Source organism: Streptomyces sp. TSRI0281 (assembly GCF_001905125.1).
Classification (GTDB): Bacteria; Actinomycetota; Actinomycetes; order Streptomycetales; family Streptomycetaceae; genus Streptomyces.
In genome coordinates this window covers 438,748-457,213 of record NZ_LWLE01000036.1, presented here as the reverse complement: position 1 = coordinate 457,213, position 18,466 = coordinate 438,748, and the positions used below count along the sequence as shown (strand labels likewise).

The window sequence follows — 18,466 nt, the reverse complement described above, 5'->3', positions numbered from 1 at the left end:
GGAGTCCAACCCTGATACCCCGTCGTGTGACTGTCTCGCCCATGTGTACGGGAATGCGGCCGACCATGGTGAGCGACGGCGTCATTACCCCTCGGACATGGCGGACGAGGAGTGGGCCGAGGTCCGTGCCGCGATGCCGGTGCCCGGCTGGCTGGAGGGCCGTGGCGGGCAGCCGGAAAGCTACTGTCGCCGGCAGATGGTCGACGCGATCCGCTTCCTCGTGGACAACGGAATCAAGTGGTGGGCGATGCCCGTGGACTTCCCCGTCTGGCACCGGGTCTATGCGTTCTTCCGCCGCTGGCGGGACAAGGGCCTGGTCAAAGAGTTCCACGACCGGCTGCGTGGGAAGACCCGTGCCGCGGCCTGCCGGGCCCCGGAGCCGACCGCGGGCATCATCGACTCCCAGTCGGTCAAGGCGGCCGCGTCCGTGCCCGCGTCCTCCCGCGGCTTCGACGGCGGGAAGAAAATCAACGGCCGTAAGCGGCACATCGTGGTCGACACGACAGGGCTGCTGCTGACGGTCATGGTCACCGCGGCGAACGTGACCGACCGGGAGGCGGCCCAGGATCTACTCGCCCGGCTGATCAGGCGGTTCTTCCTGCTCAGGCTGGTCTGGGCCGACGGCGGCTACACCGGACCCCTGGTCGACTACGCCGCGAAGGCACTGCGTCTCGCGCTCACGGTCGCCAAACGCAATGCGGACACCTCGGGCTTCGAGGTGCTGCCCCGCAGGTGGGTGGTGGAGCGGACGTCCGGGTGGCTGATGCGCTCGCGCCGCCTGGCACGCGACTACGAAAGGCGGACCAACACGTCCGAGGCCATGGTGCTGTGGTCGATGACCATGATCATGAGTCGCCGCCTTGCGAAACAGCGACGCTGAAGGAGCCCGGAGTGTCCTCGACAAGCCGGCCCCGCGCGGCCGGACGCTTCGCCTTGGACCGCACCCCTTCGATCTTCGCCGGAACCAGTCCGAGGCCCAATAGGTCGGCGAGTTGCCGGCAGATCGCCGACCCTTCGCCGGACCGCTCACGATCGGCCAGGACGTGCATGATCCGCTGGTAGTCCGGCGGCAGCACCGTCACGTCCAGCCCTTCCCGCCGCACCGGCACCACCGAGCCGGGCACCACCCGGGCCACCGCCGGTTCCGGCTCAACCGGCCGGGCATCCCGGAAAACTTGCATATCCTCGGGATCGCCGGCCCGGACAGCACCTCACTCACCGTCTCCTTCGCGATCACCAGGCGATCCCGCACGGCCTCCGCCTCCTCCAACTCGGCAACCAGCCGGTCCAGCTCGTCCCGCAGCGACTCCACCCGCTGCCGGGCAGCGACCTACCGCTCCTCGATCAACCCCATCACCGACGGCATCCGGCACCTCCACCAAAGAGAGAACACGACGTGTCATCTCTACTGCAGCGAAAGCAACTTCACGCCTGACCAGCGGAAACCCGGCGATCACATCCGGAAAGACAACAGATTCTTAAGCAATCTCCTTGTGCCCACGTGGGAGGGCAAGCAGGGTCGAGCCGACCACACTCGTGCCCCCATCCGACCCTTCAGAGCGGACAACAGCGGTCAGGCACGGCACCCCGAGGCCACGCCAACCTCGCCCGCCCCGGCCAAACACACAAGTCAGAGCTACTCTTGGCTTCCAGGCATCCGTGATTCCCGCGCTCGGAGCGCAAGTTCGATTCTCGTCACCCGCTCCACGACAAAGCCCAGGGCCACGGTGGATTCTGGGAATCATTGCAACACGTGGTTGATTGATCAGGCCGCGAGGAGTTTATGCAGGCGCTCGGCTGGGGCTTCCCAGTCGAGCGTTGTGCGTGGTCGGCTGTTGAGTTCGGCGGCGACGGCGGCCAGCTGATCGTGGGCGTGGACGGACAGGTCGGTGCTCTTGGGGAAGTACTGCCGCAGCAGGCCGTTCGTGTTCTCGTTGGATCCGCGCTGCCAGGGGCTGGCCGGATCGCAGAAGTGGACCGGGATGTCCGTGGCGACGGTGAAGGTGTGGTGGGCGGCCATCTCGGAGCCCTCATCCCAGGTCAGAGACTTGGCCAGGTGTCGCGGCAGGGTCTGGATGGTAGTCCGCAGGGCTGCGTTGACGTCTTCGGCGCCACGTCCCTGACGTAGCGGGTGGCCCGCTCGACCAGGGTCCCGATGGCGGAAGCGCCGTCCTTGCCGATGATCAGGTCGCCCTCCCAGTGACCGGGCACGGCGCGGTCGTCCACTTCGGAAGGACGTTCGCTGATCACGACCATGGGATGAGTGAAGCGTGACTGCCGGGCAGCGGCCTGGCGGTGCGGTCTGCGCCGGGCTCGTTCTGGTCGGCGTAGTTCCCCGCGGCCCTGGACGTAGAGGGCCTGATAGATCATCTCGTGGACCACGTGCATCTCCGGCCGGTCGGGGAACCGTCTGCGAAGAGCGTGACAGATCTGTTCCGGGCTCCACCGCATCGCCAGGTGAGTCTGGATGAAGTCCCGCCGCTCGGAGTTCTGGCCGATCTTGCCCGGGGACGGGGCCGGCGGGCATCTGCGCGGCGCTGGGCGGCATTGGGACGGTAAGCCCACCAGGTGTGGTTCCCGCGCAGGGCCGTGCCGTTGCGGCGGATCTCCCGGCTGACGGTCGACGGGCTGCGGCCCAGTTCGGCGGCGATCGTGCGGACGGATGCCTTCTCGCGCAGCCGGTCTGCTATATGGATGCGCTCGTCCTCCCGCAGGTACCTCGTCGTCGACAGCACGGGCTCCTGCTCTGCCAGAACAGGAGCCCGCCGCCGCTTCGGGTCGGACCGGCCTTTTCGCCACTCACGGCTGGTCCGCTCATGGACGCCGACGCGGCGGCATGCCTCTTGGCTGCTCAGCCCCATCTGCACGAGCCGGAAGTATCCCTCCCGCTCGGCACGGAGCTTCCTGGGCCCCTGCGGCTTCCGCTCCCCGCGGATCTCGAAGTCCATCGCACCCCTTGAGCTGGGATGTTGCAACGCCCACTAGAAACGAAGCAATGGCCCGGGGCTTCATCGTTGTCCAGGCACCTCTCAGCTCTCCGTGCCGGCCGGCGGACAGCGTCGGTCGAGCGGCTAGGCCGCTCCCCGCCAGATCGTCAGGGCGCCCTGGAGGAAGGCGATGTCCGGCATCGCGGTCGACTTCGTCGTGATCACGAACAGTGCGATGTCCCCCGAGGGGCCCTTGATGCAGATCTCGCTGCCGTTCGCCGCGCCGGCGAGGGGGAGGCGGTGGCTCTTTCCGTGCTTGAGCATCCGACGGCACTCGTCGAGGGTGCCGCCCGGCTTGCCGTACAGCTGGAGGAACACGCTGGTGTCGCTCTCCAGTTGGCAACCGGCCGTCTGGCAGCCGAAACGGATGTCTCCCGTGCGGCCCTTCGCCTCCGCTTCCGGGTTCTTGAGGTTCACCGAGTTCTTCGCTTCCAGCATGACCAGGGGGTACGGCTCGGGTCGCGGCTCCCGGGGCGAGGCCGAGGAAGATGACGTCGTCCCCGCTCCAGGTTCACCGGCACCCGAAGCCGCCGAGTCCGAGGAGTCGGCCGAGTCCGAGGAGTCCGAGGAGGATCCCCGCGCGGAATCCGACGACCGAGCGGCCGCCGGTCCCGTGGCGGACGCCGACGGGCCGGCGGAGTCCCGGTGATCGCCCCGGCTCTCCGCGTCCATGACCCGCCAGGCCAGGGCCGTGAGCAGCAGCACGCCCCCCACCGCACCGACCACCACGATCCGCGCGGTGCGCCGCCTGCGCCCCTTCCCCTCCGCCTGCGTCGGCCGCCGCAACCCGGCAGGGGGCTGCGGGTACCCGATCAGCGGCTGCGGCTGCACCGGGGTGGGGGCGGGCACCGGTGGCGGAACCACGACGTCCGGCCCGCCGATCTCCCGCCACACGGCCGGTGCCCCGCCCGCGTCGGCGTCCGGTCCCAGCCGCTGCCGACACCACTCCACGACCTCTGCCGGAGTGGCCCGCTCAGCCGGGTCGGCGGCCAGGCAAAGGGCGAACAGAGGGCGCAACGGTTCGGGCAGCAGGGACAGTTCGGGCCTGGAGTGCACAATCCTGTACAGCACGTTGACACCTTGGCCATCGCCGTAGAGCGGCCTGCCCAGCGCCGCGAACGCCGCTGTCTGGGCAAGGGCGAAGACATCGGTCGCCGCTGTGACCTCTTCCCCGGACGCCTGCTCCGGGGCCATGTACGTGGGCGTGCCGATCATTTGTCCCGTCGCCGTGTACGAAGTGCCGTCGGCTGCCAGGGCGATGCCGAAGTCGATCACGCGCGGCCCGTCGGCGGCCAGCAGCACGTTCGACGGCTTGAGGTCCCGGTGCACGATGCCCTCGGCATGGATGGCCTGCAACGCCTCGGCCATCCCCGCCATCAGCCACAGCACGGCGGTCACCGACAGCGGACCCCGGCGGGCCACGGCCTCCGTCAGGGACGGCCCGGGAACGTACAACGTGGCCAGCCAGGGGGGTACGCCATCCGCGTCGGCGTCGATCAACTCGGCGGTGTACGCCCCCCGGACCCGCTGGGCCGCCCTGATCTCCCGGCCGAACCGCCGCCGGAAGTCCGGGTCGTCCGCCAGCTCCGGCCGCACGACCTTGATCGCCACGGGCCGGCCACCCCGGGTGTGCGAGAGGTAGACCCGTCCCATGCCACCCGCCCCCAGCCGGGCGGCGAGCCGGTAGCCCGCCACCACGGGCGGGTCGGCCGCCTGAAGCGGCTGGAAGACATCCGTCACCTCATCCATCGGCCTGCTCCCCCACATGTGCTGCATCGGCCAACGGCAGCAGCCTAAGGGGCAGGTCCATGACGTGGTGGTTTCGGAGCGGCGGCCAGGAGTGGTGGTGATCCTGGAGTACGTCCCCGAGGCGACCCTCGCCGGCGGACGGGCGCGTAGGTGGCCCGGGTGGCTCCGAATGAGTGGACTCCTTGGCACGCGGACATCAAGGGGGCCTGAGCCACGGGTCCGGATGGTGATGTTCTGCCGTCCGTGCTCTCTCACAGAGGCGGGCCGTCCGCCCCCTTCTGGAAGAGGCGCCCCCCATGCGACGTACTCCCTCCCGCCGTCCGGTCGCCGCAGTGCTGCTCGCGGCCTCCGTACTGGCGCCGATGACCGCGATTCCCGCCACGGCAGTTCCCGCCACGGCCGTCCCCTCCATGGGGATGGCCCGGCACGACAAGGCCGGTCCCACGCCGGACGGTCTTGGTCCTGAGCTCACCGCCCGGCTGGACAGGACCATCGAGGAGGTCCGCGAGCAAGCGGGCATCCCCGGCGTCGTCGTCGGACTGTGGATGCCGGGGTGAGGGAAGCTATGTCCGCGCGACCGGCGTGGCCGACACCGCCACCGGCAGGCCGATGTCCGCCGACTCCTCCGTGCGGATCGGCAGCGAGACCAAGACGTTCACCGTCACCGCGCTGCTGGAACTCGTGGACGACGGCCGGATCGAACTGGACGACCCCATCTCCGATTACGTCCGCGGCGTGCCCAACGGTCACCGGATCACGCTGCGCCACCTCGCCGAGATGCGCAGCGGCCTGTTCCCGTACACCTCGGACCCCGACTTCACGCACGACCTGCTGAGCGACCCGGAGCGCACCTTCACCCCCCGGGAAACGCTCGCGTACGGCTTCAAGCACCGGAACACCTTCGCGCCGGGGGCGCGGTTCCAGTACGGCAACTCCAACCTCGTCCTGCTCGGCCTGGTGATCGAGAAGGTCAGCGGTCACCGGCTCGCCGACTTCATCCGCGAGCGCGTGCTCGACCCGGCCCACCTGCACCACACACTGTTCCCGACGGGGTCAGAGTTCCCCGCGCCGCACCCGCACGGCTACACCGACCAGACGCTGAGCGGCGAGACCGCGGACGCCACGTACGGGAACCCCAGCTGGGCCTGGGCGGCCGGAGCGATGATCTCCAACCTGCACGACCTGCGCCGCTGGGCCCCGATCGTCGCCACCGGAAAGCTGCTCAGCCCCGAAACCCAGCGGCAGCGGCTCAAGACGCTGCCCACCGGGTTCCCGGGTACCAGCTACGGCCTCGGGATCTTCAAGACCAACGGATGGACCGGGCACAACGGCTCGATCCCCGGCTACGAGACCGTGACGGTCTATCTGCCCCCGAAGAAGGCCACCCTCGTCATCATGATCAACACGGACATCCAGTACGAGGGCCAGGAGCCGTCCACCCTTCTCGCCCGAGCGATCACCACGGTCGCCACACCGGACAACATCTACGACAAGGACAGCGCGATCAGCCCGCGCGCATAGCCGCCTCAGCACCTGTCTCGGCCTCTGCCTCTGCCTACGCCTCTGCCAGGGAGCGAGGCGGCGGGCTTGAGAGGAGAGAGGGGGCGCGCCGCCCCCGAAAGGCCCAGAGGTCCTCAGACCGCCGTGGCGGACAGCCGCCCGGTGTGGACGGCGTCGACGAGTCTCTGATGGTCGCGCTCGTTCTGGTCGGCGTAGCGCTCGGCGAAGGCCACCAGCGCGCGGTCGAAGGCGTCTCCACCGCCCAGATAGGCGGCGATGGCGATGCGATCGCCGGATCTCGCGTGGGCACGGGCCAGCGTCGCACCGCACAGTGCGCCGAAGGTACGCATCCCTCGGGGCACCATGTCCTCCGCGGCGGCAACCCACTTCCAGTCCCGCAACTGCCGTACGTAGAAGTCCCTGCGTCGGCCGTCGATACCCTCGACGCGCTCCCATCCCAGGAAGATGTCGCTGGTGGCCTGCATCAGCCGCTGTCCGGCGACCACCCGCTCGCCCTGCGTTCGGTACGCGCTGTCCCCCACGTGGCGCGCCAGCACCGACTCGTCGGCCTCCTTGGCCTGAAGGAACAGCGGATCTCCTTCGTCCTTGCCGAGCAGGAGCACGATCCAGCAGCGGGTGCCCACGCTGCCGACCCCCACGACCTTGCGGGCCATGTCGGCCACCCGGTACTGATCCAGCAGGAACCGACGGTCGGACTGCAGAGTCTTGCCGTACCGCTCGATCAGTGTGCGGATCTCCTGTTCCACGGCACCACGCCGGTCGTCCGGCAGCACATCTTCGAGACGGGTGACGAGCGGAGGGTCGGAAACGATGCGGCGCCGGCCGTCGACGACATGGGTGAGTTTGCCGAAGACCTGGAGGGTGTCGCGCGAACGTGCTTCGGTCACGGCCCGCGCCCAGCGCTTGCGGCCTCGCGCGGACAGGTCGGTCACGAAGCGGTCCTGCACCCGGTCGATGTCGAACTGGGCGTACCAGACAGCCAGGTTGCCGAGTCCGGCGAAGGACCTCATGCCCTCGCGGTACGACCGCACCGTGGCCCGTACGATCGCGGCCCGCTCCTTGGTGCTGAAGCCGTTCGCCCGGCCCGCGATGACGAGACTGGCGGCCAGCCGCTTGACGTCCCACTCCCAGGGGCCCGGCAACGTCTCGTCGAAGTCGTTGATGTCGAACATCAGGCGGCGCTCGGGTGAGGCCAGCAGCCGGAAGTTCAACATGTGTGCGTCACCGCACAGTTGGGTGCGCAGGCCCGTCGTCGGGGTGTCCGCGAGATCGGACGCCATGATGGCGGCCGCACCCCGGTAGAAGCGGAACGGCGACTCGGACATCCTGCCGTAGCGGACCGGCACGAGGTCGGGCAGCCGGGACGCCGACTGCTTCTCGATGATCTTCAATGGGTCCGGCCGGCCTGATCCGGGTGCGAACTCGGCGTGGCTGGAGCGGGGCACGTCGGTCCGCACCGCCTTGCCCGCCGCGGCCCGCTCCTGCGGGGTGCGGTGCCGCACGTCGCGTCCGTCGAGGTGGTTGTCGGTCATGGCTGCGGCTCCGTGAGGTGGTCTCGCCGACGCCGCCCGGGGCGGTGGCGATGGCTGCCGGACGACACGGGGAACACTTCTCGGAGCATGGTGGAATCCCTGTGCCGGGCCGAGGTCAGTGCAGGATCTTTTCCTTGCCGCGCCGGAACGCCCCGTCTCCGATGTCACCCTGAAGCGGACATCGGAGAGTCGTGCCGACTGCTCCGTTTCGCGTCGTTCACGACCTCGTCGCCGGTGCCGCAAGTGAAGCGGAACGGTCCCTGATGGTCGGGTGTTGCCTTCGCCGGGGAACGCACAGGGTGGACGGGATACGGCACTGACAACGCTGACAGAAACGACACGAGAGTCAAATCGGAGCGATGCGAACCCGGGCGAGCGAGGGCCTCCAGCACCCGGGCGTGGCGGGTGCGGCCGGGGCCGCCGCGGGCTCGGACGAGTTCGGCGACCTTCTCCACCCGGTGCGCGATCAGCACCACGCGCCCGTCCGTGCCCGGCACGGGCGCGTCGACCGGGCTCCGGAAGGGACCACCCGCCAACCGGCCGATCGCCACGGCGGGTCGCGGACCGACAGTCGATGTACGTTGCGACCATCGGACAATGCCCCCCAAAGTGGACTCACACGGAAGCTCGTCAACAGCGCGGATCGTCCTGCTGACACTCGCGGCGGGCCAGTTCCTGATGGCACTCGACAGCTCCGTCATGAACGTGTCGATCGCCACGGTGGCCGAGGACGTGGACTCGACCGTCACCGGTATCCAGGGCGCGATCACGGCGTACACCCTCGTGATGGCGATGCTCATGATCCCCGGTGGCAAGGTCGGCGCCCTGATCGGGCGCAAGCGGGCGTTCATGATCGGTTGTGTCATCTACGGATGCGGGTCACTGACCACGGCGCTCGCCCCGAACCTGCCGGTGCTGCTGATCGGCTGGGCGCTGCTGGAGGGAATCGGGGCGGCGTTGATCCTGCCCGCGATCGTGGCGCTCGTCGCCGGCAACTTCGCCGTGGAACGACGCCCCGCCGCCTACGGACTCGTCGCCGCGGCCGGGGCCGCGGCCATCGCGGTGGGGCCGCTCATCGGGGGTGTGGCCACGACGTACTTCTCCTGGCGCTGGGTATTCGCCGGGGAGGTGGTGCTGGTGCTCGGCATCCTGGTGCTCGCCCGGCGGGTCGCCGACGCGGCGCCCGACAGGCGTCCGCGTATCGATGCCGTCGGAGCCGTGCTCTCCGCCCTGGGCCTCGGCATCTTCGTGTTCGGCGTCCTGCGCTCCGACCAGTGGGGCTGGTTCCGGCCGAAGCCCGAAGCGCCCTCATGGCTGGGTGTCTCACCGGTCGTGTGGCTGATGCTCGCGGGCCTCTTCCTGATCTGGTTCTTCCTCCGCTGGGAGGCCCGGCTCGTCGAACGGGGCAGGGAGCCGCTGGTGAATCCGGCTCTGCTGGAGAACAAGCAGCTCACCGGCGGCCTGACGATGTTCTTCTTCCAGTACCTCGTACAGATGGGCGTGTTCTTCGTCGTACCGCTCTATCTGTCGGTCGCGCTCGGCCTGTCGGCGCTCAAGACCGGGGTGAACATCCTGCCGCTCTCGCTGACCCTGCTGGCCGCCGCGATTCTGATCCCGCGTCTCCTCCCGGACGTCTCACCGCGGCGGGTCGTACGGCTCGGCATCCTCGCGATGCTCGCGGGGGCGGTGGTCCTGATGGCCGCGCTCGACGCGGACGCGGGCGCGGAGGTCGTCACGGTCCCGCTGCTGCTGATCGGGCTGGGCATGGGCGCGCTGGCCTCCCAGCTCGGCTCGGTCACCGTGTCCGCGGTGCCGGACGAGCAGAGCGCGGAGGTCGGCGGCGTACAGAACTCCGTCACCAACCTCGGAGCCTCGATCGGCACGGCACTCGCCGGGTCGATCCTGATCGCCACGCTCAGTACGTCGTTCCTGACCAGCGTCGAGCAGAACCCGGCGGTCCCGTCCGCGGTCAAGGACCGGGCGAGCACCCAGTTGCAGAGCGGTGTGCCCTTCCTGTCGGACACTCAGCTCAAGACCGCCCTCGACGACGCCGACGCGAGCGCGGCAGTGACCGACGCCGCGCTCGACGCGAACGCGGAGGCACGACTCGACGGTCTGCGCGCCGCACTCGCCATCCTTGCGCTCAGCGCTCTCCTCGCCCTGTTCTTCACCCACCGGATCCCGACGACGCAGCCCGGCTCGACCACGACGTAACGGGGACGGCGATGTTGGCGGTCCGCGCCCCTGGTCTGCCGGTGGCGGAGGTCCGGGTCTTGATGCCGGTGCGGGCGATCCTCGCTCAGCGCACGGGGAAGCCGTAGGAGTACCCCTGCTCCCTCAGCCAGGGCAGGACCTCGCGCAGAGCGGCCAAGGTCTGGGAGCGGTCCCCTCCGGCGTCGTGGAAGAGGACGGTCGGCCCGTCGGAGATCTCCCTCTTGACGGTGGCGACCATGGTGTCCACGCCGGGACGCTCGAAGTCTTTGGAGTCGACGTTCCAGCCCAGCGGCCGCATCCCGCGGGACGCGGCGAGCTGCCGGCTGAACGGGGTGAAGGCGCCGCCCGGGGCCCGGTAGTACTGCGGCCGGACGCCTCCGGAGGCCTTGGTGATCATCCGTTCGGCATCCAGGATCTGCTGGGACTGGTAGGCCTCGGACTTGGTGTCCATGGCGGTGTCGTGCGAGACCGTGTGGTTGCACAGCCGGTGCCCGGCCGCCACGACATCCTTGACGAGGTCCGGGTGTGCCTGGGCCTGCGTGCCCACCATGCAGAACGTGGCCTTCACGCCACTGTCCTTCAGCAGTCGCAGCACCTGCGGCGTCCAGACCGGGTCCGGTCCGTCGTCGATGGTGATGTTGACTCCCCGGTCACCGCGGTCCGAGGCATGCGCGATGTCCGCCTTCACCTTGGCCACGGGCCCGTCCTGCCGGGAGTCCGGCGCCGAGACGCCCGCTTCCGGCTGACGCCCTCCGACGGTGTCGGCCTGCGCGGACCACACCGAGGTGGCAGCGGCCACCGCCGTCACCCCGAGCGCCGCGGCGAGGAGCCGACCGTGCCATCCCCTTCCCTTGTGCTTCGCCATGTCCGCCCACCCCTTTGCCGTCTCCGCCGATGCCGTGCCCCTATGAAGACACATGAACGCCCCCACAAGATCCCCTGTTACCGATCGCGGACGAACCCGCAGGGGACCGGCGACAAACGCAGAGGCCCCGGGACGGACGAGGGGCGCAACGGCCCCGGAAGGCGCCGCGAAGCAGGGTCCCTTGCTCAGCCACTCGGGGTCACACACCCCGCAGACGGAGAAGAGCCCGTCAGCAAGCTGACGGGCTCCCGGCGAAGGATCGAGCTAACCTGCCATCAGGTCGGGTCAGGTCAGGTCAGATCGTCGGTGTCTCGTCGACGATCTCCTTGTGCGGTTCGACAACGAACTTCCAGCCCTCGCTGGGCTCCAGGAACCGCACTCGGGTCGGGTAGATGTCCAGGGCGCGGCGGTCGCGGTTCTGGTTGTTCGTGTTCTTCCGCCCCCGGGCCGGCTCCTCGTACAGGTCGACCTTGACGTCCGGCACCGCGACGACTTCCTCGCTCCAGCGCTGAACGACCCCCGCACCGAACGCGTCCCGCGCGGCGGAGTAGAGCGACTCCAGGGATTCCATGTTCCCGCTGGGCACGAAGAGCGCGAGGTTCAGGAGGACGCCGGCGGTCTGGAGAACCTCGATTTCCTCCCCCGCCTTGTCGGCGATCCAGATCCCGCCCTCTTCAGCATTGTCCGGGAGGACGTGAATCTCCTCGCCGAAGACCGTCCTCGCAGCGAAGGACCCTCCCTCAAAATTCTTGCCCGGCTCCGTAAGGAAGGCCGGTGCGTAGCAGTCGAGAGGAAGGCCATCCATCCCTGCCGAGACGAAGATGCCGTCCTGGAGGCCCAAGCCTGAAACCTCTTCGGCCGTAAGACGTCGAGCCGTAACCTTCTCGGTATTCACGCCATTCCCCTTTATCGCGGCGTCCTGTGAATTCATTAATACTCTACCACGAAAAGGGTCAACCACTTCTCATTACGCATGACTTGGCGCCCGCCATGACACCGGTCAACCCGGCGGGAAATCACCACCCGGAGCGCATCGGACAATACCTCGCGCATCACCGGATAAACCCGAGCGAGCCAGGGGCGACGCAAGGGAAAGTGCACATTCACCGTGCCCCAGGTTCACACCGAATCAAAATCGAGTGGGATTTCTGTTTTCAGCAACATGACGGCGGCAGCGAACCACCGGTGCAGAGTTCAGCGATGATGACCGGGCGATTCACGCCGGCCCTCCGCCACTGCTGCCGAAGCTCACCCCGCCGCACATTCCGGAAGGCAGATGAGCCGGACCTCCCGGCGTCACCCCCCAGGGGTGACGCCCAGGAGCGCGCATATGAACATCCACGCATACTCCGGCATGCTCGATGCATGTCCTCAACGACTCGCATTACCGTCACGCTGCCCAGCGACCAGGTGGCGGAGCTCCGTAAGCTCACGGACAACGTGTCCGGCTACGTCGCGGAAGCGGTGGCCCGCCAGATCCGGCACCAGCTGCTCGGCGACGATCTGCGACGTCCTGAAGAAGAGCACGGCCGGTTCAGCGACGAGGAACTGGCCGAGGCCCGCTCGAAGATCTTCGGTACCGCCGCCCCCTCCAAGGACGCGAACGCCGCACGAGTGGGCGCATCGAGACCATCGTCCTGGACTCAGCCGAAACCGGTCGCACTGCTGACATCAGACAGCGACGACATGGCAAAACTCTGCGGCGGCCAGGTCCGGATCATCCCTCTCTGACCCACAAGCCCCCTGCGCCAGAGCGCATCCACCGCTACGCATCACCAGCTCAGAGCGCATTCGACCACCACGACCTTTCTCATGCCGCGTGATACGTACCGCCGGGTCCGGGACAGGGACGGCGGCGAAGCGGAGCGGTCCCGCTGTCCCTCGTGCGCGGTTGTCCTCAGCCCCTGGGCTCTGCGCCGGGCCTGCGGTCCGCCGGCAAGGCGCAGGCCGGTGAGCCGCCGGGCAGACGGTCGCGGTTGGTGGCGATGAGCCGGTAGACACCGTGGGCGATCCAGCGCACCGGGGGCAGGGTGAGCAGGCCGCCCGGCCAGGCCCAGACACCGCCGGCGCTCAGCAAGAGCTTGGCGACGGCCTGCGCGCCGCCGTACACCCTGCCGGAAGGGACGATGTACAGCAGCTCGTGTTCGGCTCGCTCCTGGGTGACGCCAAGAGCTTCCAGGTTCGCGAACTGCCACGGTGTGACGGTGCAGTTCGGACGCAGCCGCCGCATGAGGTAGTTCACCGAGGTCGTACAGAAGGCACAGTCACCGTCGTAGACCAGAACAGATCGATTCGGCATGGGCCCATCCTGCCTGAACGGGCTCCCCCGCACCGAGGCCCCCTGTCGAGCTCATCGACGTCGGCCGACGGCCGTAGCCGTCCAGGGCCCGCGCCGGCCATGGTGAGGGCGCCGTCGCACCACGTACTTACGTGGCGTTCCACAGTTCGGTGAGCAGCGCCCGTACGAGTGGGTTCGTGCTCGTGGGGTGCGCGCAGAAACGGTCCTTGAGGGACACCGCGACGTCCTTCGCCTCCGTGCGGATCGACGCGGGGTCGTAGCGGCCGTACTTGTAGACCCACATGAGGTAGAGCGCGGCGCGCGCATAGCCGCTGCCGGGGTCGAACTGCGCGTCCATGCCGTTCGGAATGCCGGGGGCGCCCGTCCACGCGGTGGCGCACGAGGCATGAAGGGGATCGCCCGGCTCGTTGTGACGGCTCTCGTGGTTGAACAGGTACAACGAGTGGACGTACGGAGTGACCACGGTCGGCTGCGACGGATTGTTCGACCACAACGCAAACGTGCGATTGAGGTTGATCACGCCACCGCCTGCCATGTTGACCGCGTCACCCAGCGAGACGCGCACGGTGTGGGTATTCAGCCGTACGTGTTCGTAGGCGGACTCGGCCGTCCCGAAGGGGAGTGGCTGGAGGAACCGCTGATGCCGGAGCGCGTCGAGCTTGCAGATGACGGCGGTCCGCGACGGGTTCGCGGAGGTCTGGTCGAACGGATAGCCGGGGTACGACGCCCACTGCCGGGTCGGATCACCGGCTGCGCCGTCCACCCATTCGAACGCGAAGTCGCCGAGCACCCGATCGATCTCCGCCTGCGCCGGTGCCGCCCGGTACAGCGCCCATAGATCGGCGAATACACGGACGTTGACGCTCCGTTTCAGGCGCTCCTTCGAAGCGGTGATCACATGGGTTCCCGGTGACAGCGTGGCGGTCGGGCTGCCCGTGCCGAGCGGGCCGTCACGATTCGACTCCCATGTGATGCCGTCGCTGTTCCAGGACGGCCCGGTCGTGTTGAGGATGTTCGCATCGAGCGGAGTTTTCTCTCCGCTGACGAAACGCTCTCCCTCAAGTGGACTCTTGATGTTCATCGACCCGCCGAACCACGGGGACATACTGATCCCGGCGTGGTTGAACCTGTATCCGAGACCCATCCGGTCGACGACGCTGCCGTTGAGCGCGAGTGTCCACAGTCGGGAAAAGCCGTCGGTCTGGTTTGCCGCGAAATAGAAGAGGTCTTCCGACGGCGAATGGCACAGACCGCCGAAGACGCGCAGTCCAGCACCGAAGAGCCGGGTCACGACTCCGTTCAGCTTGATGGAGTAGAACCAGGTGAAGTTGTCGAGCGTGACCAATGCGTAGAAGGTGTCGCTCCCCTGAACGTAGGTCAGTCCATGGACCACACCGACGGCGAGCACGAACAGTACGGTGTCCTCGCCGCTCATCGTCATCCGATGAAGTCTGGCGATTCCGTCGGAGTCGTTCGAGACCGCGTAGAAGCAGTTCTCCGGGCCGCGGTAGGCGATCCCGCCGTTCAATCCCGGACCGACCGCAGCCACGCTCTGCAGTGTTCCCCCTGTGCTCAGGCTGCAAAGGCGCGGACCTTCCGGATCGGTCGGTGCCACCGTGTAGTAAAGCCGCGTCGCCGGATTGTAGGTCAGTCCCGCCAGGTCCTTCGCCGTCCCGATGGACTGTTGGCTCACAGCGCCCTGGATATCAATAGTGGCCCAGGTGGGATCGGTGCCTGGATTCCGAGAACCAATCGCGTAAAGGTCAATCATACGAACCACCACAGATCATTGGGGCCATGGGCTGTCCCGTAATCTCCTGACCGGCGCCAATGACGGGACGGCCCTGGGACTTCGGTTGCTGACGAGATCGGCGCGCAGGTGAAACCACCGCGGTAGGACGAGGCTGGCATGGGCGGCGGCGCGAGCGCGTGAGGCGCGCACGCTGCTTGGGCAATTCGGCCGTCCAACAGGTTCACAGCAAAACCACCGTCGCGCGAAGGTATCCGGAAGGCAATGCGGTCGACCGCGTTCGGAGAGGCCCGGTTCGTTGTCCGGCCCCGGTGCCGGCCGTCGTCAGGCCCTCGGTGCGGCGCCCCCTTGCGTGGTCGGAGTCAGGAGGGAGACACGGCCGTCCCGGCGAGGGCTGCCGGGAGCTTGGACCGGATCGCGGTGATCAGGGTGCGGCTGGCTTCCTGGGCCGCGGTGCTGCCCTCGGTGGGGGTCGTGTTGGCGCGCTGGTGCAGGACCACGCCGAGGATCAGGCGGGGGGTGCCGTCGATCTCCTGGGTGGTGGCCCACATGAGGTTGCCGCCCGCCGGGGTGGAGGAGCCTGTCTTCAGGCCGATGACCCCGTCCTCGCCGAGGAGTTTGTTGGTGTTGGGGATCTCTACGCCGATGCCGGGGGCCGTGACCGTGGGGGTGGCCACGATCTGGCGGAAGGCCGGGTCCTTCATGGCGGCCCGGGCCAGCTTCAGTTGGTCGGTCGCCGTGCTCTTCGTACTGGCCTCCATGCCGGTCACCCCCGTGTAGGTGGTGCGGTTCATGCCCAGCGCGGCGGCGGCCTTGTTCATCTTCCTGACGAATGCCTCCTCGTCCCGCGCGTCCCAACGGGCCAGCAGGCGGGCGACGTTGTTGCCGGAGGGCACCATCATCAGTTCCAGCAGCTGGCGTTGGGTGTACGCGCGCCCGGCCAGCACCGGGGCCGTCGTCTCCACGGACGAGTACGACTCGTCCGCGGACCGTTGGTCGGCGACCAGCTTCGCGCCGGGGGCGTCGGCCCGCATCGGGTGGTTCTTCAGGATCACGTAGGCGGTCATGACCTTGGTGACGCTGGCTATCGGGACCGGCGTCCGCCCACCCCTCGTACCGAGGCTGCCGATCCCCTCGACCTCCACGCTCGACTGGCCCTCGGCCGGCCAGGGCAGGTCCATGGCCTTCGCCGCGGGAGCGACCGGCGGAACAGCGGCCGCGGCGGCAGTGGTGGACCCGGCGGGGTGGGACAGGACGTCACCGGCCAGTGCGTACCAGGTGCCCGCGCCGGTCGCGAGGACGACGGCGGCGGACAGCGGTACGAGGACGGAGCAGCGGAAGCCGGAGCGGGCGGCGAGCATGGGCACCTCCAGGGGACGTGTGCGGTTTGCACACACTCATCACCTTCGAGGAGCTGTTCTTCCGGACCGGTGCGACGCCGTTTCCGCCGCCGCGAGACTGCGTATCGGTTCCGTTTCAGGCCGTTCCGGGGGCCAGGTCGAGGGTCGCGACCGCGCCTCCGTCCGGGGAGTTCGCGAAGGTCAGCCGGGCCCCGAGGACGCCTGCCTGCCCCTGCGCGACGGTCAGCCCGAGCCCGTGCCCGTATCCCCGCTCGCTCGCTCCGGTACGGAAACGCTGCGGGCCCTGGTCGAGGAGTGCGGCGGGGAAGCCCGGCCCGTGGTCGCGCACCACGATCCGCGCGCCGGTGACGGTGACCTCGACGGGACCGGCTCCGTGGCGGTGGGCGTTGGTGACGAGGTTGACCACGACCCGCTCCACCCGGCGCGGGTCGGTCTCCACCACCGTGGCATCCCCGGCGGTGACGTGGGTGTCCGTCCCCGTGCGCCGCACCACGTCGACGACCAGTTCGCCCAGCGGCACCGCGTCGGGACGGGCCCGTTCGGCACCCGCGTCGAGGCGGGAGATCTCCAACAGGTCCTCGATCAGCGCGTGCAGCGCCCGCACCCGGTCCCGTACCAGCTCGGTCGCCTCGTCGTCCTCCGGGAGCAGTCCGGCCGCGGTGACCAGTCCCATCAGCGGGGTGCGCAGTTCGTGCGCGACGTCGGCGGTGAAGCGCTGCTCGTTCTCCAGTCTGCGTTGCAGGGCCTCGGCCATCCCGTCGACGGCCGCCGACATCTCGGTGATCTCGTCGCGGGCCCGTCCGGTGCGGCCGATGCGGGCGTCGAGGTCGCCGTCGGCGATCACGCGGGCAGTGCGGGCGCCGTGGCGCAGACGGCGGTTGATCGGCTCGGTGGCCAGGGCGGCGAGCGGGACGACGACGGCGAGTGCGGCGAGTACGGACGTAAAAATGCTGCGGTCCAGGAGCTGGAGGCCGCGAACCTCGGAGCTCATGTCCGTCCGTACGACCAGCATCTGGTCCCCGACGGCCACGACCCCCCACATCCAGTACCAGTTGGGGCTCTTGACGTCGTACCAGATGCCGTAGGCCCCGCCCCTCCTCGTGTCCTCGGCCAGGGCCCGCGCCAGCGGCTCGGGCAGTTGGTCCGGGAGCATGATGTCGGCGCTGGGCGGCCTCTTTCCCGTCCGCGCGTACTCCCGTTCCGCCGCGGACAGGGCTGCGGTGACCCGCTCCTGCCCCACCTTCATCCCCCGGTCGCGGGTCGCGTCGTGGACGAGGAAGCCGATCACGGCCGCGACCGCGCAGCAGGCGGCGGCGGTCAGCGCGGCGATCTTCCAGCGCAGGGCGAGGGGGTTCACGAAGCGCACGGCGCTCAGCCGCGGACGAGTTTGTAGCCGAAGCCGCGGACGGTCTCGATCCGGGCGCTGCCGATCTTCTTGCGCAGGCGCAGCACACACAGGTCCACGACGCGGGTGTCGCCCTCCCAGCCGTAGTCCCATACCTCGCGCAGCAGGCGGCGACGGTCGAGTACCGCGCCGGGGGCGGCGGCGAACTCCAGCAGCAGACGCAGTTCGGTGGGGGTCAGCGGGACGATCCGCCCGGCCCGGCGCACCTCCATGCCGAGGGTGTCCACGCTCAGGTCTCCGAAGACCAGCAGTCCGTCGCTGTCAGGGGCTCGGCCGGCGCTTCCGGCGGCGGGCGAGGCCGTGGAGGCGGTCCCGGTGGTGGACTGGGCCGGTCCTCCGGCGGGCTGCTCGAAGGTGGCGCGGCGCAGCAGGGCGCGGATACGGGCGACCAGGACGCCGGTGTCGACGGGCTTGATCACATAGTCGTCGGCGCCCGCCTCCAGGCCCGCGACCACGTCGAGGGCGTCACCGCGTGCGGACATCATCAGGACCGGGACCAGGCTCGACTCGCGGATCCGGTAGCACAGGCCGATCCCGTCGAGCTCGGGCAGCATCACATCGAGGATCAGCAGGTCGTGTCCGCCCGCGCGGAACGCCTCCAGGCCGCTGAGGCCGTCGGCGGCCACCGCGACCTCGTAGCCGTAACGCCGCAGGGCGAGTTGGACGGCACGGCGGATGGTCGCGTCGTCCTCGACGACGAGCACGCTGACTGGGTCCGGGACCCGGGCTTCCGACACTCCACCTACCTGGCCGTTCTGGGACATTCGTCGCTCGCATCGTAGT

Annotated in this window: 13 protein-coding genes and 2 pseudogenes; 4 read left to right on the top strand and 11 right to left on the bottom strand. The window is 68.9% G+C overall.

Annotation, left to right across the window (positions count from 1 at the left end; all coding sequences use genetic code 11):
• Positions 1-97 precede the first annotated feature (97 nt).
• The gene (locus A6A29_RS38865) at positions 98-880 is read left to right on the top strand and encodes an IS5 family transposase (protein WP_107468398.1); all 783 of its coding nucleotides are present in this window, start codon (positions 98-100) and stop codon (positions 878-880) included.
• Here the strand turns inward: A6A29_RS38865 and A6A29_RS47310 are convergent.
• The 3 genes and pseudogenes from A6A29_RS47310 to A6A29_RS38850 form a co-directional block, all read right to left on the bottom strand.
• On the bottom strand, positions 846-1,136 hold the full coding sequence (locus tag A6A29_RS47310; RefSeq protein WP_241838684.1) for a hypothetical protein: 291 nt from the start codon (positions 1,134-1,136) through the stop codon (positions 846-848). The genes A6A29_RS38865 and A6A29_RS47310 overlap by 35 nt on opposite strands.
• A gap of 629 nt (positions 1,137-1,765) precedes the next feature.
• A pseudogene (locus A6A29_RS38855) lies at positions 1,766-2,948 on the bottom strand (IS30 family transposase).
• Between the two features lie 123 nt (positions 2,949-3,071).
• A complete protein-coding gene (locus A6A29_RS38850) occupies positions 3,072-4,736 on the bottom strand; it encodes a serine/threonine-protein kinase (protein ID WP_073728053.1) in 1,665 nt (554 codons plus the stop codon).
• A 296-nt stretch (positions 4,737-5,032) separates the two neighbouring features.
• Between A6A29_RS38850 and A6A29_RS38845 the strand changes: the two are divergent.
• Positions 5,033-6,257: pseudogene (locus A6A29_RS38845) on the top strand (serine hydrolase domain-containing protein).
• Positions 6,258-6,370: 113 nt separating this feature from the next.
• On the opposite strand, the gene A6A29_RS38840 reads toward A6A29_RS38845, so the two are convergent.
• Positions 6,371-7,789 (bottom strand): DUF2252 domain-containing protein, encoded by a 1,419-nt coding sequence (locus tag A6A29_RS38840; RefSeq protein WP_073728051.1) that lies wholly within the window; start codon positions 7,787-7,789, stop codon positions 6,371-6,373.
• Between the two features lie 597 nt (positions 7,790-8,386).
• Between A6A29_RS38840 and A6A29_RS38835 the strand changes: the two genes are divergently transcribed.
• Positions 8,387-10,003: an MFS transporter gene (locus A6A29_RS38835; protein WP_073728049.1), complete on the top strand. Its 1,617-nt coding sequence runs from the start codon at positions 8,387-8,389 to the stop codon at positions 10,001-10,003.
• A gap of 85 nt (positions 10,004-10,088) precedes the next feature.
• Here A6A29_RS38835 and A6A29_RS38830 read toward each other — a convergent pair whose 3' ends face one another.
• Both A6A29_RS38830 and A6A29_RS38825 read right to left on the bottom strand, forming a co-directional pair.
• Positions 10,089-10,868, bottom strand: coding sequence for a polysaccharide deacetylase family protein (locus A6A29_RS38830; RefSeq protein WP_073728047.1), 780 nt, complete (start codon positions 10,866-10,868; stop codon positions 10,089-10,091).
• Between the two features lie 295 nt (positions 10,869-11,163).
• Complete coding sequence (locus A6A29_RS38825; protein ID WP_073728045.1) at positions 11,164-11,763, bottom strand: hypothetical protein; 600 nt, start codon at positions 11,761-11,763, stop codon at positions 11,164-11,166.
• Positions 11,764-12,233: 470 nt separating this feature from the next.
• On the opposite strand from A6A29_RS38825, the gene A6A29_RS38820 reads away from it, so the two are divergent.
• Positions 12,234-12,599, top strand: a complete 366-nt coding sequence (locus A6A29_RS38820; RefSeq protein WP_241838801.1) for a type II toxin-antitoxin system CcdA family antitoxin — start codon at positions 12,234-12,236, stop codon at positions 12,597-12,599.
• A gap of 166 nt (positions 12,600-12,765) precedes the next feature.
• On the opposite strand, the gene A6A29_RS38815 is transcribed toward A6A29_RS38820, so the two are convergent.
• From A6A29_RS38815 to cseB, 5 genes are all read right to left on the bottom strand, one after another.
• The gene (locus A6A29_RS38815; RefSeq protein ID WP_073728043.1) at positions 12,766-13,167 is read right to left on the bottom strand and encodes a thiol-disulfide oxidoreductase DCC family protein; all 402 of its coding nucleotides are present in this window, start codon (positions 13,165-13,167) and stop codon (positions 12,766-12,768) included.
• A 127-nt stretch (positions 13,168-13,294) separates the two neighbouring features.
• Positions 13,295-14,938 carry a hypothetical protein gene (locus A6A29_RS38810; protein ID WP_143197147.1) on the bottom strand — a complete coding sequence of 548 codons (1,644 nt, stop codon included), beginning with the start codon at positions 14,936-14,938 and terminating at the stop codon, positions 13,295-13,297.
• A 341-nt stretch (positions 14,939-15,279) separates the two neighbouring features.
• The gene (locus A6A29_RS38805) at positions 15,280-16,278 is read right to left on the bottom strand and encodes a D-alanyl-D-alanine carboxypeptidase family protein (protein ID WP_073728039.1); all 999 of its coding nucleotides are present in this window, start codon (positions 16,276-16,278) and stop codon (positions 15,280-15,282) included.
• 115 nt (positions 16,279-16,393) lie between these two features.
• Entirely contained in the window at positions 16,394-17,644 is a 1,251-nt protein-coding gene (locus A6A29_RS38800) for a sensor histidine kinase (protein ID WP_073728037.1), read from the bottom strand.
• 5 nt (positions 17,645-17,649) lie between these two features.
• On the bottom strand, positions 17,650-18,447 hold the full coding sequence (gene cseB / locus A6A29_RS38795; RefSeq protein WP_073728034.1) for a two-component system response regulator CseB: 798 nt from the start codon (positions 18,445-18,447) through the stop codon (positions 17,650-17,652).
• Positions 18,448-18,466: the final 19 nt, after the last annotated feature.